At 66.1% G+C, this 14,259-nt stretch carries 14 protein-coding genes; 6 read left to right on the top strand and 8 right to left on the bottom strand.

The genetic code is table 11. From position 1 onward, the window contains the following. Positions 1-3: 3 nt before the first annotated feature. Positions 4-1,452 carry an IS1182 family transposase gene (locus tag MPPM_RS09945; protein ID WP_096483481.1) on the bottom strand — a complete coding sequence of 483 codons (1,449 nt, stop codon included), beginning with the start codon at positions 1,450-1,452 and terminating at the stop codon, positions 4-6. A 348-nt stretch (positions 1,453-1,800) separates the two neighbouring features. Between MPPM_RS09945 and MPPM_RS09940 the strand changes: the two genes are divergently transcribed. Both MPPM_RS09940 and MPPM_RS09935 read left to right on the top strand, forming a co-directional pair. Beyond that, entirely contained in the window at positions 1,801-4,524 is a 2,724-nt protein-coding gene (locus tag MPPM_RS09940) for a PAS domain S-box protein (protein ID WP_096484928.1), read from the top strand. Beyond that, positions 4,521-4,904 (top strand): response regulator, encoded by a 384-nt coding sequence (locus tag MPPM_RS09935; protein ID WP_096484927.1) that lies wholly within the window; start codon positions 4,521-4,523, stop codon positions 4,902-4,904. Before MPPM_RS09940 ends, MPPM_RS09935 begins: the two co-directional genes overlap by 4 nt. Positions 4,905-5,139: 235 nt before the next feature. Here the strand turns inward: MPPM_RS09935 and MPPM_RS09930 are convergent, their stop codons facing one another. From MPPM_RS09930 to MPPM_RS09920, 3 genes are all read right to left on the bottom strand, one after another. Beyond that, positions 5,140-5,847 carry a Crp/Fnr family transcriptional regulator gene (locus tag MPPM_RS09930; protein ID WP_096484926.1) on the bottom strand — a complete coding sequence of 236 codons (708 nt, stop codon included), beginning with the start codon at positions 5,845-5,847 and terminating at the stop codon, positions 5,140-5,142. Positions 5,848-6,167: 320 nt separating this feature from the next. Further along, positions 6,168-6,377 carry a hypothetical protein gene (locus tag MPPM_RS09925; RefSeq protein WP_096484925.1) on the bottom strand — a complete coding sequence of 70 codons (210 nt, stop codon included), beginning with the start codon at positions 6,375-6,377 and terminating at the stop codon, positions 6,168-6,170. 173 nt (positions 6,378-6,550) lie between these two features. Continuing rightward, on the bottom strand, positions 6,551-7,357 hold the full coding sequence (locus tag MPPM_RS09920) for an SDR family NAD(P)-dependent oxidoreductase (protein ID WP_096484924.1): 807 nt from the start codon (positions 7,355-7,357) through the stop codon (positions 6,551-6,553). A gap of 304 nt (positions 7,358-7,661) precedes the next feature. On the opposite strand from MPPM_RS09920, the gene dps reads away from it, so the two are divergent. Beyond that, the gene (dps, locus tag MPPM_RS09915) at positions 7,662-8,198 is read left to right on the top strand and encodes a DNA starvation/stationary phase protection protein Dps (RefSeq protein WP_096484923.1); all 537 of its coding nucleotides are present in this window, start codon (positions 7,662-7,664) and stop codon (positions 8,196-8,198) included. 58 nt (positions 8,199-8,256) lie between these two features. Here dps and MPPM_RS09910 read toward each other — a convergent pair whose 3' ends face one another. Beyond that, complete coding sequence (locus MPPM_RS09910) at positions 8,257-9,339, bottom strand: catalase family protein (protein ID WP_096487801.1); 1,083 nt, start codon at positions 9,337-9,339, stop codon at positions 8,257-8,259. A gap of 260 nt (positions 9,340-9,599) precedes the next feature. On the opposite strand from MPPM_RS09910, the gene MPPM_RS09905 reads away from it, so the two are divergent. Together MPPM_RS09905 and MPPM_RS09900 are read left to right on the top strand one after the other, a co-directional pair. Continuing rightward, a complete protein-coding gene (locus MPPM_RS09905; protein WP_096484922.1) occupies positions 9,600-10,679 on the top strand; it encodes a catalase family protein in 1,080 nt (359 codons plus the stop codon). Further along, positions 10,676-11,089 carry an ester cyclase gene (locus tag MPPM_RS09900; RefSeq protein ID WP_096484921.1) on the top strand — a complete coding sequence of 138 codons (414 nt, stop codon included), beginning with the start codon at positions 10,676-10,678 and terminating at the stop codon, positions 11,087-11,089. The genes MPPM_RS09905 and MPPM_RS09900 overlap by 4 nt, the downstream gene beginning before the upstream one ends. An 82-nt stretch (positions 11,090-11,171) precedes the next feature. Here the strand turns inward: MPPM_RS09900 and MPPM_RS09895 are convergent, their stop codons facing one another. Then, positions 11,172-12,077, bottom strand: coding sequence for an SDR family oxidoreductase (locus MPPM_RS09895; protein ID WP_096484920.1), 906 nt, complete (start codon positions 12,075-12,077; stop codon positions 11,172-11,174). Between the two features lie 222 nt (positions 12,078-12,299). On the opposite strand from MPPM_RS09895, the gene MPPM_RS09890 reads away from it, so the two are divergent. Further along, positions 12,300-12,551 (top strand): hypothetical protein, encoded by a 252-nt coding sequence (locus MPPM_RS09890; RefSeq protein ID WP_096484919.1) that lies wholly within the window; start codon positions 12,300-12,302, stop codon positions 12,549-12,551. 539 nt (positions 12,552-13,090) lie between these two features. Here the strand turns inward: MPPM_RS09890 and MPPM_RS09885 are convergent. After that, entirely contained in the window at positions 13,091-13,780 is a 690-nt protein-coding gene (locus MPPM_RS09885; RefSeq protein WP_157914160.1) for a hypothetical protein, read from the bottom strand. Positions 13,781-13,835: 55 nt separating this feature from the next. Continuing rightward, entirely contained in the window at positions 13,836-14,258 is a 423-nt protein-coding gene (locus MPPM_RS09880; RefSeq protein ID WP_096484917.1) for a hypothetical protein, read from the bottom strand. Position 14,259 lies beyond the last annotated feature (1 nt).

Genomic DNA, 14,259 nt, shown 5'->3' with positions numbered 1-14,259 from the left:
GCCTCAGGTTCGGATGGCCGCCAGCAGCGGGCGGACCCCGAAGATCTGGATCATCCGCTTCATGTTGTAGGCCAGAACTTGCAGGCTCATCTCGGTCCTGACCTTCGCCAAGGTCCGGGTCAGGAAGTGAGTGGCGCCCATCCAGGCCTTCAGCGTACCGAACGGGTGCTCCACGGTCTGGCGACGGATCTTCATCGCGTCCGGCATCCGGTCGAGCCGCTCCTGCATCGCATCAAGCACGCCCTCGTGCACCCAGCGTTTGACACGCCGCGTCTCCGCTGGCGTGCAGCGGGGCTTGAGAGCGCAATCGAGACAGGCCGTCAGGTTGCGGTAGTGATCTATCTCGTCGCCATCGGCCCGACGATCGGACCGGGTAACGCCCTTGGTCAGGTGCTGGCCGGCGGGACAGGTGTAACGGTCATGGCTGGCGTCGTAGACGAAGTCCTGTCCCGTGAAGAGGCCGCGCTTGGCGTGGCCCGAGGTCAGGGTCTTGGGCACGCATGGCAGCACGCCGGTGCCCTCGCAGGCCAGAACCTGTTCCCCGCTGAGGTAGCCCCGGTCGGCCAGCACCGTGAGCGTGGCACACCCCGTCGCCTCCTGAGCCAGGAGCCCCATCGGCGCGAGTTGCGCCCGGTCGCTGCCGACGTTGGTCACGGCGTGGGCCACGATCAGATGGTGCTCGGCATCCACCGCGGCCTGGACGTTGTAGCCGACCATGCCCGTACCCTTGCCGCTGGTCGCCATGGAGCGCGCGTCGGGGTCGGTCAGCGAGACTTGGCCGTCGGGTGCAGCCTCGACCTGCTGCCCTCTCGCCTGGAGGACCTGCATCTGCGCGCGCAGGCCCGCAATCTTCTCCTTGAGCCGTGTCGTGCGCGCCTCGGCGATGTCGCTCGGCTCGCGGTCGGCCCGATCCAGCGCAGCAAGATAACGGCCGATGCTCGTCTCGACCTGCGCCAAGCGCGCCTCGACCTTCGCGGCGGTGAAGTTCTTGTCGCGGTTGTTGACCGCCTTGAACTTGCTGCCGTCGATGGCGACGACGGCCTTGCTGAACAGGTTCAGCCGGCGGCACAACACCACGAACTGCGCGCAGGCGGCCTGGATGGCAGGGCCGTTGTCCTTGCGGAAGTCGGCCAGCGTCTTGAAGTCGGGCATCAGCCGGCCGGTGAGCCAGATCAGTTCGACGTTGCGTTGGCTCTCGCGTTCGAGACGCCGGCTCGACGGGACGCGGTTGAGATAGCCGTAGAGGTAGATCTTGAGCAGCGTCGCTGGATGGTAGGCCGGACGACCCGTGGCCTCCGGTACCGCGCCCGCGAAGCCGAGCCGGCCCAGATCGAGCTCATCGACGAACACTTCGACGAGGCGAACCGGGTTGTCGGCGGTGATGTAGTCGTCCAGACAGTCGGGAAGGAGTGTGATCTGCTGACGATCCTCGCCTGCAATGAAGCGCTTCATCCCGACCTCCCAAGATCGGAAATTACTCTACCAGATCAGCGCGTTTTCACACAGCCTGCACCCATTGCGGACATTCGAGGCGCTGCCGCTGAAGGTCCGGATCGGATGGGGAGCCGACCCTGGCCCGTCACCCTGAAGCGGACGTTCCGCCTCCGGCCCAACCCAGACCCGAGCAGTCGTCTGCGGATCCCGAAAGCGGCCATTCGCCCGACAACCGGCGACTTTAACTCAGGTGAAAAAACGGCTTTAAGACGCGGATCCGGCACCCGGCATGGCGGTGTGAGGGCACGTGGCTCTTCGCAACGTCCGTGAACGACGTCGGCCACCGAGGGCCAGGCTTACCTCTCGATGAATAGCGATGTGCACCGCCTCTCGCGCGAGGAGCTTGAGGCAGAAGTCCTGCGCCTGCGGGAGAGGCTTGCCGAGCAGCCTGAACCCGGTCTGGATCCATCCGATCAACGACGCCGCTCGGCAGCGGCCAACGCCGACGTGCTGTTCTCCGCCGTCGACAGGACCAGCCTGCCGATCATCCTCACGGATCCCAATCAGGACGATGACCCGATCGTCTACACCAACCGCGCCTTCCTCGACCTCACGGGCTACGACCTGGACCAGGTCGTCGGGCGCAACTGTCGCTTCCTCCAGGGGCCGAATACCGAACCGGGCTGCGTCGACGAAATCCGCGCAGCGCTACGCGACGACCGCGACCTCACCGTCGAGATCACCAACCATCGCCGCGACGGCACGACGTTCGTGAATGCCCTGTTCGTCGGACCCGTTTTCGACGGGGAGGGACGGCTGCGCTACCGCTTTGGCAGCCAGATCGATGTCACGGAGGCGCACCGCAACCGGCAACGCTTGGCCGACAGCGAGAAGCGCCACCGCGCGATCTTCGACAGCGCCAGCGAAATGGCGATCATCGTTACCGACACCGAGGGCAAGGTGACCGACTGGAACGTCGGGGCCGAACGCATCCTGGGCTGGTCGGCCGATGAGATGGGCGGGCAGACCGTCGAGCGGATCTTCACGCCCGAAGACCAGGCCTCCGATCGCGCGCGGGAGGAGATGGCCATTGTCCTCCGCGACGGGCATGCCAGGGACGTGCGCTGGCATTTGCGCAAGGACGGCGACCGTTTCTACGCGGTCGGCGACATGACCTCGCTGCGCGGGGTGGACGGGACGCACCAGGGTTTCGTCAAGGCGATGAGCGACCGCACGGATGAGCGCAACATTGCCGCCAAGCAGAAGGCCGACTCCGAGTTCATGCAGGGCGTCCTGGCGTCCTCGGCCGACTGCATCAAGGTGCTCGACCTCGACGGAGGCCTGACCTTCATGAGCGAGGGCGGCATGAAGGTGATGGAGGTCGGCGACTTCAATCAGATCAAGGGCTGCCCGTGGCCGAGCTTCTGGCGGGGCCGGGGACACGTCGATGCCTTGGAGGCCCTGGCCACGGCCAAGCGTGGCGGCGTCGGCCATTTCCAAGGTCCGGCCGATACCTTGCTCGGCAAGCCCCGGTGGTGGGACGTGCAGGTCACGCCGATCTTTGGTGCTGACGGGCGGCCGGAGAGGATCCTTTCCGTCTCGCGTGACATCACCCAGCAGAAGTTGTTTGAGGGGCGCCTCGCGGACAGCGAGGCCCACTGGCGCAGCCTGTTCGAGCGCCTGAGCGAGGGCTTCATCGTCGGCGAGGTTGTGCGCGACACAACCGGACGCATCACGGACTGGCGCTACGTCGACGTCAACTCGGCCTGGGGCCGGCTCGTCGGCATCGCCTCAGACAGCGTTGTCGGCCGCACGATCCGCGAGGTATTCCCTGGCATCGAGGACGCCTGGGTCGACGAGTTTGCCGACGTGGTCGAGACCGGCGAACCGGTAACGTTCGTCCGTCAGGTCGGGACCCTCGCGCGGTGGTACGAGGGCCGTGCCTTCTCGCTCGGTGGCGAACGCTTCGGCGTCATCTTCCTGGAGGTGACGGAGCGGGTGCAGGCCGATGCCCGCCGCAACGGCCTCCTGGAGTTCGGGGACCGGTTGCGAGCCGGCATTGACGCCAACGCGATAGCGATGGCGGGCTCGACGATCCTCGGGCGCGTCTTGGGCGTCGGTCGGGTTGGCTACGGCACGGTCGGCCCGGACGGTGAGAGCTTCGTGGTCGAGGAGGACTGGACCGCGGCGGGTTTCCCGACGCTGGCCGGCCACTATCGCATGGACGATTACGGCCTCTACGCTGAAGACCTCCGGCAGGGGCGGACGGTCGTCATTGCGGACGTGCGCGACGACCCGCGCACCGCCGCCTCCGCCACGACACTAGAGGCGGTCTCCGCGCGCACCCTGGTGAACGTGCCCATAGTCGAGAAGGGCCGGACGGTGGCGGTGCTTTACGTGAATGACGGGCAGCCGCGGTCTTGGACCGAATCGGAGGTCTCGTTCATTCGGCAGATCGCTGAGCTGACCCGCCAAGCCGTCGAGCGTCGGCGTGCCGAGGAGCGGCAGGACCTGCTGAACCACGAACTCTCCCACCGCCTTAAGAACACGATGGCGATGGTCGTGAGCATCGCGCACCAGACGCTGCGGTCTGTTCCGGAGCGCGAGCCGGTCGAGGCGTTCCATAAGCGCATCCAGGCGTTGGCCTCGGCCCACGACCTTTTGCTGCGCAAGGACTGGACGTCTGCCGACCTGCGGACCGTATGCCGAGAGGTTCTGGGCAACGCGGCCGAGGCGCGGCGCTTCACGCTGGACGGCCCCAACGTGGCGCTCGGACCAAGTGCTGCGCTGTCAGCGTCGTTGCTCCTCCATGAACTAGCGACCAACGCGGCCAAGTACGGCAGCCTGTCCGGCGAAGAGGGCGAGGTCGAGGTGCAATGGTGGATCGATACCGCGACTGGGGAGCCCGGGCTGGTGCTGCGGTGGCGCGAGCACGGAGGTCCTCCCGTGGTAGCGCCGACCCGGCGAGGCTTCGGTTCGCGCCTAATCCGCACGGGTCTCGTCGGAACGGGCGAGGTCGACGTTACATACGACACGGACGGGGTGATCGCGGTGATGCGTGCACCGCTGATCGAGGTGCAACGCTCATGACGATGACCGGGACGGACGGCGACGAAGCGCGGCCGGTCGTGCTCGTGCTCCAAGATGAGCCGATCCTGGCCGGCATCATGAGGGACTTCGTCGAGGAGGCGGGATGCGTCGCAGTCGTGGTGCGCACTGCTCAGGCGGCGGTGCGCACTCTGGAGGAGCGCACGGACATCCGAGTGGTGTTCGCCGACCTCGACGTACGCGGCTCAACCACCGGGCTGAAGCTGGTGGCGATGATCCGGGACCGCTGGCCTCCCATCGAGCTGGTCCTGACGGGGGCTCTGGCGCCGGACCTCGACGCTATTCCGGCGCGAGGCGTATTTTGCAACAAGCCCTTCCGCGAGAGCAAGGTAATCTCGGCAATCCGTAGTTTTGCCGCATGAGCCAGAAGCTCCTGTCCGCTTCAGAGCGTCGAATCGAGGGGAGCGAGCAGGCATAAATCCGCCCAACCTGGACATAAGTCATCCTCCGCCAAGCTGCCTCGGAGCGGACCTCCCGAGGGTCTGCGAAGGGTGGGAAGTGGCGCCTCGCGCAAGGCTGTCGCTTGCCCGTTAGCGCGCCATACTGGCCCAGATACAGGAGGCAAGGCACCCAATCGGGGAAGCGCGCCGTCGCCAGCTACCGTGCTAGGTGGAGGTAGCCTGGGTCGAAGCCGCTGGCATAGACGAGCGCATCCCAGGCATGGATGGTGAGGACGTTGCGGCGCAGGGTAAGAAGCTCCTGCTTACGCATTGCCTTGAAGGTGCGGTTGATATGCACGCTGGTGACGCCGAGCGTGTCGGCCAGGCAAGTCTGCGTCAGGGGAAATTGGCAGCGGTGGTCGGCCGCCAAGCCGATTGCCGCGAGCCTCAGGTATAGTTCGCAGATAAGGTGGCCGACCCGCTCGTGGGCGGAGCGCCGGCCCAGGCCGACCAGCCAGGCCCGCTGGATCCCGGCATCGACCAGCGTGGAGCACCAGAGTGCGGTAGCGAGGTTGGGGAAGGCGGCGGTGAGCGCGCGCAGCTTGTCGTGCGGGATCAGGATAACCGTGGCCTTGGTCAGAGCCGCAAGACCGTCCTCGCGGACGGGCAGGTGTAGGTTCTGCAGATCGGGGACATCCCCCGGGAGGTAGAGGCCGAGGATCTGCCGCCGGCCCCCACTGAGCAGCCGGTAGCGGCAGAGCCAGCCGTCGACGACGAGGCAGCACTGCGCAGGCGCATCGCCTGCCCGTACGAGATCGGCTCCGGCCGCGACGACACGCGGTCGCACCGACAGATCCTGGATGGCCCGCTGCTCGGCCTCGGTGAGGGCGGTAAAGCGCGTGAGCGTGCGCACGAGCCCGGCCATCGCATGGAGCGGTTCTGGGTTCACGAAAGCTGGCCTAGGGGATGAACATGGGAGCGCGAACGGCACATGGTCGCCGGCAGCTACGAGAGCCACGCCACGGCGGGCTCAACTTACACGCGAAGAGCCTGGTAGGAAACTACGCTGTTCCTGGGTTAGGAGAGCTTGACGTGGTCGTGACCGACTGTAGGCGCGGGGATGCGCGGCTTCTGACACCCGATCCCAAGCTCGTTGAAAAGCGGTGTATGCAGGCTCAGCCAGGCGAGACAGAGGCAAGGATGGACGCGACAGCTGAGGACCATGACGTCCGTCCGCGCCCCGGACTACCGGAGCGTCGGGGACTCGCCCGGCTGCAAGTGGCGGTCGCCTCCGTCGGGACTGCTCGGCGAAACGTGGTCGTTCAATCGGCCAAGATGTTCGAAGACGTGCTCGAAGGCGGCGGTGACGGCCTTCTCGAAGCTACCGTCGCCCTTGCCCTGGGCATCCTTCAACGCGCCGAGCAACTGGCGGTGCATTTCGGTATCTGTGGACATGACCTACCCTTTTGCCCGGGCATGCCCCGGGGTCGGTAAAAAGCCCCCGCTACCGACGACGGTTCCTGGGACCGTGGCCGCGGGGCCGACGGCGGCGCGCTTACGACGTGGACCTTCGATAGCAACCCGTCGAAGACCGCACGGCGAAGTGAGGCCGCCGGCTATCAGGAGGGCTAAGCTCCCATGGTCATGACCGAACCGCCGTCGACCCTGAGGAACTCGCCCGTGATAAAGCTGGCATGTTCCGAGCAGAGGAACGTGACCGCGGCGGCGACTTCCTCCGCGCGGCCGCGCCGCTTGGCGACGATGCCGGGGCGCTCCTCGTCCAGAGTGACCTGGACCGCTTCGTCGAACGAGATGCCTTTCTCCTTGGCCTTCTTCTCCATCTGCGCGTCAGTCATCGGCGTTGCGATGAAGGCCGGCCCGACCGCGTTCACAAGCACGCCGTCCGGCCCGTAGGCCTTGGACAATCCTTTCGCGAGGTTCAGGACGCCCGCCTTGGCCGCCGCGTAGGGCAGTTCCTCGACGTAGGGCTGCACGGCGTCCTCGGACGAGAACAGCACAACGCGGCCCCAGCCCGCCTTGCGCATGTGCGGAATGAAGGCCCTGGTCGCGCGCACCCCGGCCATGAGGTCGGTCTGCAACGCCTCAAGCCAGTCGTCGTCGGTGAGGTCCAGGAAGTCCCCCGACGCCCCGGTGATCCCAGCGGCGCAGACGAGGATGGTCGGCTTGTCGTCGAAGGCCATGTTGGCGAAGGCGGCGAGCACCTCGATCCCCTTGGCCGTGCTCAGGTCCGCTTCGATGGCACGGACCGGGCCCAGCGCCGCCAGTTCCTCGGCGGTGGCCTGCAACTCAGGGCCTTCCTTGTCGGTCAGGACGACGTGGACGCCTTCGCGCAAGAGATGTTCGGCGGTCGAGCGGCCCATGCCAGACTTGGCTCCCGTCACGACCGCGATCCGTCCGCTGATGCCAAGATCCATCTGTCTCGTTCCGTCACCGTTCGAGAGGGCCGCCCCGTGTCACACCATGAGCGGTGAATGGGAAGTCCGCCTTGCGGGAGAGGTTCCGTGGGAGTTCCGTGCTCCGGCCTTCTCGCCGAGGTGATGCAGGCTTGAAGTTCCCGTTCCACCTCTTCGTGACAGATACCTGAACTCGTCGCGACGACCCCATGACGGGCCGGTGCGACCCTTGGCGGCCAGGGGCTGGGGTGCCCAAAGGTCGGACCCGACCAGGGAACCTCCTCCGCTCTACACAATTGCCGCCTCGGCATCACGGAGCAGAAGCATGGCGACGAGCAGCACCCCGCGTACTCATCGGACCCGCAACAATACCGATTCCAACGCCAAGAAGGTGTCCATCGAGGCTTTGAACGCCCGGCTGGCGGACGGCATCGACCTCGCGCTGGCGATCAAGCAGGCGCACTGGAATCTCAAAGGGCCGCAGTTCATCGGGATCCACCTGATGCTGGACGGCTTCCGTGCCGAGATCAGCGGCTTCAACGACAAGGTGGCCGAGCGGGCGGTGCAGCTCGGTGGCACGGCCCTGGGAACGGCGCAAATCGTGGCCGACAAGACCAAGTTGCCCGCCTACCCGACCGGCATCTACGCCATCGCCGACCACGTCGCCGCGCTGATCGACAGCTACGCCGCCTACGCCAACGCCGTGCGTGAGAACATCGACGAGACGGACGAGGCGGGTGACGCCGACACGGCGGACCTGTTCACGGAGGTGTCCCGCGCCGTCGACAAGCACCTCTGGTTCCTCGAAGCCCACGTGCAAGAGCCGACGGGTCAGATGCGCGACGGCGACGCTCGCAATTGAGCCGTGGCCGCCCCTTCGTACCTGACCGTACTGAGGGGCGGTCGCAAGAAACGTGGTGTCAGGCCGGGATGCTTTCGGGCGAGGCTGTGTTCTCTGCGGTCACGCCATTCTCGCGATGCCGGAAATCGCTCAGCGCCCGATAGACCTGCAGCCGTGCGCGCATCACCGAGCCAAGCGGCCGGTGCTCCGCGAGGCTGTGCGCCGGCCGGAAGGTCATCACCTCGTCGAAGTAGTGCACCCGCTCGGGTGAGTAGGCATCTTGGCGCGGCAGCCGAAGCGTCGCCACCGTCCGGTACGGGCTGACCGCGACCGGCCAGTCGACCGAGGCGTCCTCGATGGGCTGGCGCTCAGCATCCGCCCAGAGCTGCGCCTTAAGCTCGTACACCACCTCGTTGTCGCGGAAGAACGCCGCGGCCGCGTGGCGGAAACCGTCCTCGTCATCGTGTGAGTCGAGCCGCCATTCGGCCAGGTCCAGCTGCGCCTTCGAAGCCGGGACCGCGCCGAGCTTGGCGACGTAGTCCCCGAACCGCATCGGAGCTTGGCTGAAGTAGCTGTCGGCGAGCGGATGGCTGTAGGGGTGGCCGAGGAAGTCGGCCATGGCGCTCTCCGTGCCGAAGGCATGCAACACCCGGTTGAGGTTGCGTGCGGTTGCGGCGACCGCACTCTTCACGCCTTCGGGCAGGCCGGTCGCCTTGCCGATCACGGTTCCGTCGCGCAGGAACCCGGCAGCCGTCCCGGACGGGAAGGTCGTGCCGGTGGCGAGCACGAAGTCCTGGGTCTCGACGTCGTGGCCGGGCAGCTTCTCGCCGGGCACCCCGAAGACCTTGATCGACATGCCGCGGTGGGTCGACACGCGGTCGCCCAGGGTTTCGCCCGGCCCCTGGGCGAAGCGCACGGCTACCTTGTGCATCCCGGGCTTGGCGAACAGACCCTGTGCGAGTTCGGGCGGCAGGCCTTCGGGGACGACCAACTCCCCGGTGACGCAGGCAGAGCTTTTCGCGTGGCTCGCGCGCACCGCGTGACGCTCGCGCTTCTCCACGACCTGCGACTGCTGGGTCATCCCCTGGATGATGCCGTCGATGGACTTCTGCTCGTCCGGGGCAGGCGTCTCGATGTCGGGCGCGTAACGGAGGTAGGTCATGGGCATCTCCTGATCGTGTCGTGCGCCAACGGGATTGCTTGACGTTGGCCGGGGTCAGGGCGCGGGATCGACCTGCTGCTTTGGAGCAAAGGGCGGGCGCAAGACGACGAACCCGTGGCGGCTGGGCGGGCCGTACCGCCGACAAGCCGCCCGCCGGGGCGTACGTTCCCGGGTTCGTTCATGGGCGATTGAATGTCGCGCAATCCGGAACGTCACCCACCCGCTGTCGTTCTGTCTCGGCCGCTGCCAGGAGACTGACCGTGCAACCACCCGTTCGATACAGTCCCGATGTCGAGGTGGTGAGGCCCGACGAAGGGCAGACCATCGAACAACTGAACGAGGCCTTCGACACGATCCTGACCAGGGTCGCGGAGCATTCGGGCCATGCCGTGCGCTCGGTCCACGCGAAGTCGCACGGCATCCTCGTAGGGACGCTGACGGTCGATGCGGGGCTGCCCCCCGAACTGGCCCAGGGCCTGTTCGCGAAGGCGGGGGAGCATAAGGTGTACATGCGGATGTCGACCAACGCGGGCGACATCCTACCCGACTCCGTCTCCCTGCCCCGGGGCATCGCCTTGAAGGTCCTAGACGTCGAGGGCGAGCGTCTCCCGGATGCGGAAGGAACGACGCAGAACTTCATCATGGTCAACGGCAAGGTGTTCCAGGCGCCGAACGCCGAGAAGTTCCTCGGCAGCCTCAAGCTGCTCGCCGGCACGACCGACCGGGTGGAGGGACTGAAGGTCGCCGCCTCGACCGTGTTGCGCGGGGTGAACAAGGCGCTGCACGCATTTGGCGTCGACAGCCCCACCATCGGCTCGCTGGGCGGCGCGCCCAACGTCGACCCCCTCGGCGAGACGTACAACAGCCTGACGCCGTTTCGGTACGGTGACTACATCGCCAAGTTCTCGCTGGTCCCGGTCGCCCCCGCCCTGACCGCCCTGACCGGCGCCGAGATCGACGCCTCCGGTCGGCCGTACGCGATCCGCGAGACGGTGCGGTCCGAGATGGCTGGCATCGCCGGTGAATGGGAGTTCCGCGTGCAGCTCTGCCGCGACCTCGAACGCCAGCCGGTCGAGGATCCTACGGTGGAGTGGAAGGAGGACGAGGCACCGTTCCAGCGGGTCGGCGTCCTCCGCGTCCAGCCCCAGGACAGTTGGGATCCGGCCCGGGTCCAGGTGGTGGATGAGGAGATGCGCTTCAGTGTCTGGACCGGGCTCGCCGCGCATCGGCCGCTCGGCAACATCAACCGCGCCCGCAACGCTCCCTACCGGCATTCGGCCGAGTTCCGCGAGCGCTTCAACCGCTGCCCGATCCACGAGCCGGGCGCGGTGCGCCGATGAGGGAGGACAACAAGCGGCTCGTCCGCGCCTACTTCGATGCGTTCCGCGACTGCGACGATGCTTGGTGGGACGCCAACATCGCGCCGGACTTCGTCCGGCACGACCCGGGCCTCGACTTCGAGGTGCGCGGACCGGCGGGCGTGCGCAAGCTCGCCGCGGTCCTGCATGGCGGCCTGTCGGACATTGCTATGCCAGTCGACGAACTCATCGCCGAGGGCGACCGCATACTCGCACGGCTACGTTTCCAGGGGCGGCATACCGGCGAGTTCCAGGGGCTGCCGGCCACCGGGCAACACATCGACATCGTGGTCATGGACCTCTTCCAGGTCGCGGACGGTCGCCTCGTCGAACACTGGGCGTTGATGGACAACCTGACGATGCTCAAGCAACTCGGCGCCGTCGACACGTGACGGCCGGCGACGACGCCGTGACGTGATATAACCCGCGTCCCGGCGGCCACCCCACGGAGGCTGCGTCCGCCGGGATGAGCGATCAGGCGGTGCCGTTGCCGCCGGTGGCGCCATAGACCTCGCCGGTGACGTAGCTCGCCTCCTGGCTCGCGAGGAACACGTAGACCGGAGCGAGTTCAACCGGCTGGCCGGGACGGCCCAGCGGCACCTCGGAACCGAACTTCTCGACGTTCTCCTGCGGCTGGCCGCCCGAGGGCTGCAGGGCCGTCCAGAACGGACCGGGCGCCACCGCGTTCACCCGGATGCCCTTCGCGATCTGCTGCTTGGCCAGCGCCTTCGAGAAGGCGACGATGCCGGCCTTCGTGGTCGCGTAGTCGACCAGGATCTGCGGCGGGTTGTAGGCTACGACCGAGGCGGTGTTGATCACAGAGGCGCCGGCCGGCATGTGCGGTAGGGCGGCCTTGGTGATCCAGAACATGGCGTAGAGGTTGGTCTTCAGCGTCCGGTCGAACTGCTCGTCCGTGATATCGGTGATGTCTTTCTGGTTCGTCTGCTTGCCGGCGTTATTGACGAGGATGTCAAGGCCGCCGAGGTCGGTGACCGCCTTCTTCACGAGTGCCTCGCAGAACCCCTTGTCGGTGATGTCGCCCGGCAGCAGCACCGCCTTGCGGCCCTCCGCCTCGATCAGCTTGGCGACCTCCTGCGCGTCGGGCATCTCGTCCGCGACGAAGCTGAGCGCCACATCGGCGCCCTCGCGGGCGAACGCGATGGCGGCTGCCCGACCGATACCGGAATCGGCACCGGTGACGAGGGCCTTGCGTCCCTCTAGGCGACCGTGGCCGCGATAGCTGGTTTCGCCATGGTCGGGCTTGGGCTTCATCGCCTGCGCCAGCCCCGGGGCTTCCTGCGGCTGCTTCTCGAAGGGCGGTTGCGGGTATTGTGTGCGGGGGTCCTGCATCTTCAGGCGCAGGTCCGGGGCATCCGTCATCTGGTGTTCCATGGCGCCGGCTTGGCCAGGGCAGCACACGCGGCGCGGTTCAGGGAAGGCGCTGCCCGGATAGCGGGCCAATCACCGACCCGCGCGTCTGTTCCAGTGGCCGTTAGGGTATCATCGCCACACCCGACCCTGGGGTCTTACCTGCGTCATCGTCCGCAGGGACCGGGCCTCCGCTTAGGCGTTGTCGGATGGGACCGACCCACCGGAGACGTCATGCTGAACCCGTTCTATGCCGCGTTCCTGCTCGCCGTGGAGGCGCAGAAGGTCATCGAGTTGCGGCTGGTGCGGATCGCCTGGGGCGGAGCCGAGGCTCAGGCCGAGATGGTGTCGATGGTCGGCGAGAAGGTCGTGGCCGCAATGGAAGCTGCCAACACCCTGATGGCGGGCGGAAGCCCTGGCGAGGTCGTCGCACGCTACCGGGAACTGGTTGCAGACAATACGCGGCGCCTCTCAGAAATGGTCTGAGCGCTGGCGCCTGCAGCCAAGTTCCTGGCATTCCGGGGTAAACGGAGCCGACATGGGTGAGCTACCCACGTAGCACGATTTGGTCGTGGGGGTCTGCTAATGCTTGATGACCGGACTTTCGGACGGTTGGCGGCAATGGTCAGCTGATGGCGCGTTGCAGTCTTCCAGTGAGCGGTTCCGGCTAGCGGATAGGATCCGATAGCTGCCGTTCACGGATTTAGGAGATCCGAACGCGTATCGAAACCGCCGGCGGGGGGGCTGACCTCAAGAATCTGATATTAATGAAGAATTTCCAATTTCACACTGAAAATGCTCGCAAAGGGGGCCCGGCTTAATATGCTGTAGACCGCGCAACAGCGTGGAACTGCCAAGCCTTGATGGTGTCAGGTAAGGCGTTGAGGCTGGCTCGAAGCCGAACACGGACTCCTGAACCCACGCGGACCGATGCTCTGCTGAATCGCATGTCCGTCACTATCCTGCTTCGGGATCTGGATGTCTGGCTGCATGCTACCACCCCCCGCTTCAGCAAGTGGCTCGTCCTATGCAGCCTGCCTTAGGCGCTCCGGAATGAAGCCTGATCGGATCTGCTCAGGCGTGGCCGGCCAGTATGCATTCCAGGCACCATACGCACACTCTCTGCCGCCGTAGGCGCGGCGGCACAGTGTGGCAATCTGCTCCCCGGTCAGGCGCCCACGCTCCATCAATGCATCGGCGATGGCCTTGATGGCAGCGGCGCCTGCCTTTGACCGAACGAGGGCGGCAGCCCTCGCATCGGCCAGTGCGAGAAGTTCGTGCTGCTCTGCGTCCGAGAGATCCCAGGCTCCAACCACCAGCTTGGCACGCTCCATGTCCTGCTCTCCCCCTAAGAACATGCAGGCGGCCGCCGACATACGCCGGTAGTGCGCTTCGGCCATGAACCCGGCGAAGCAGTTGATGAGCTCCATGTCTCGGGTGATAGCGCGGAGGTACTTGAAGCGTTCCTGTTCCTCCGGAGAGCCTTCAATCCGCGGCAGCCCATACGGGTAGCTATGGAGGTCGTACCCTTCGACGATGCCCTCACAGCCGACAATCCGCACACCCTTGCGGTTCTTCACGACTTTGCGCGCGCGGACTTCCTCAACGGTGAGGACAAGGGCACGATCCGTTCGGTGACCGAAATACCATCGCGTTAGCGCGTGTCCGGCTTCGTGATGGCAAGCCAGCCGACGTCGACCCTTCGTCCTGACCATTTGCCTCATTGCTCCTCGTTGGCGCTGTCTTGGCGCAAGTGGAACCAGATCATCGTCAGCCTTCCTTCCGGCTGTAGGGGCTTAGGTCTGCAAGGGTCATCATATCCTTGTCGATCTCGCGCTTTTCCTCGGCAGCCATCTCCAAGGCGTGAGGGTCCGAGTCCCAGATAGCTTTAAGCCGATCCGCTCGCAGCCGAAGGCTGGCGGTGAGTTCCAGACCAGCAGCGCGGAGGGGTTCAATCATCGCATTGGGAAATCTCCGCTGAGCGATGATCAAGTTGTGTACCTGTTGCGGGCTGACACGCCTGCCGGCTGCCTTCGACAGCGCCTCAGCCATCGGGGCCTGCCACCGCGGTCCGAAGGACAACTCTCCGGTTTCGATGAGCATCTGACGCAGCAGCTGCCGGGATGGGTCCAGACGGTCCACGGCCGCCTGGATCTGCTCTGGCGTGAGAGGTACGCGGGGAGGCTGCGACATC

It is taken from the genome of Methylorubrum populi, from assembly GCF_002355515.1.
Taxonomy (GTDB): Bacteria; Pseudomonadota; Alphaproteobacteria; order Rhizobiales; family Beijerinckiaceae; genus Methylobacterium; species Methylobacterium populi_A.
This window is presented reverse-complemented; position numbering and strand designations above follow the sequence as displayed.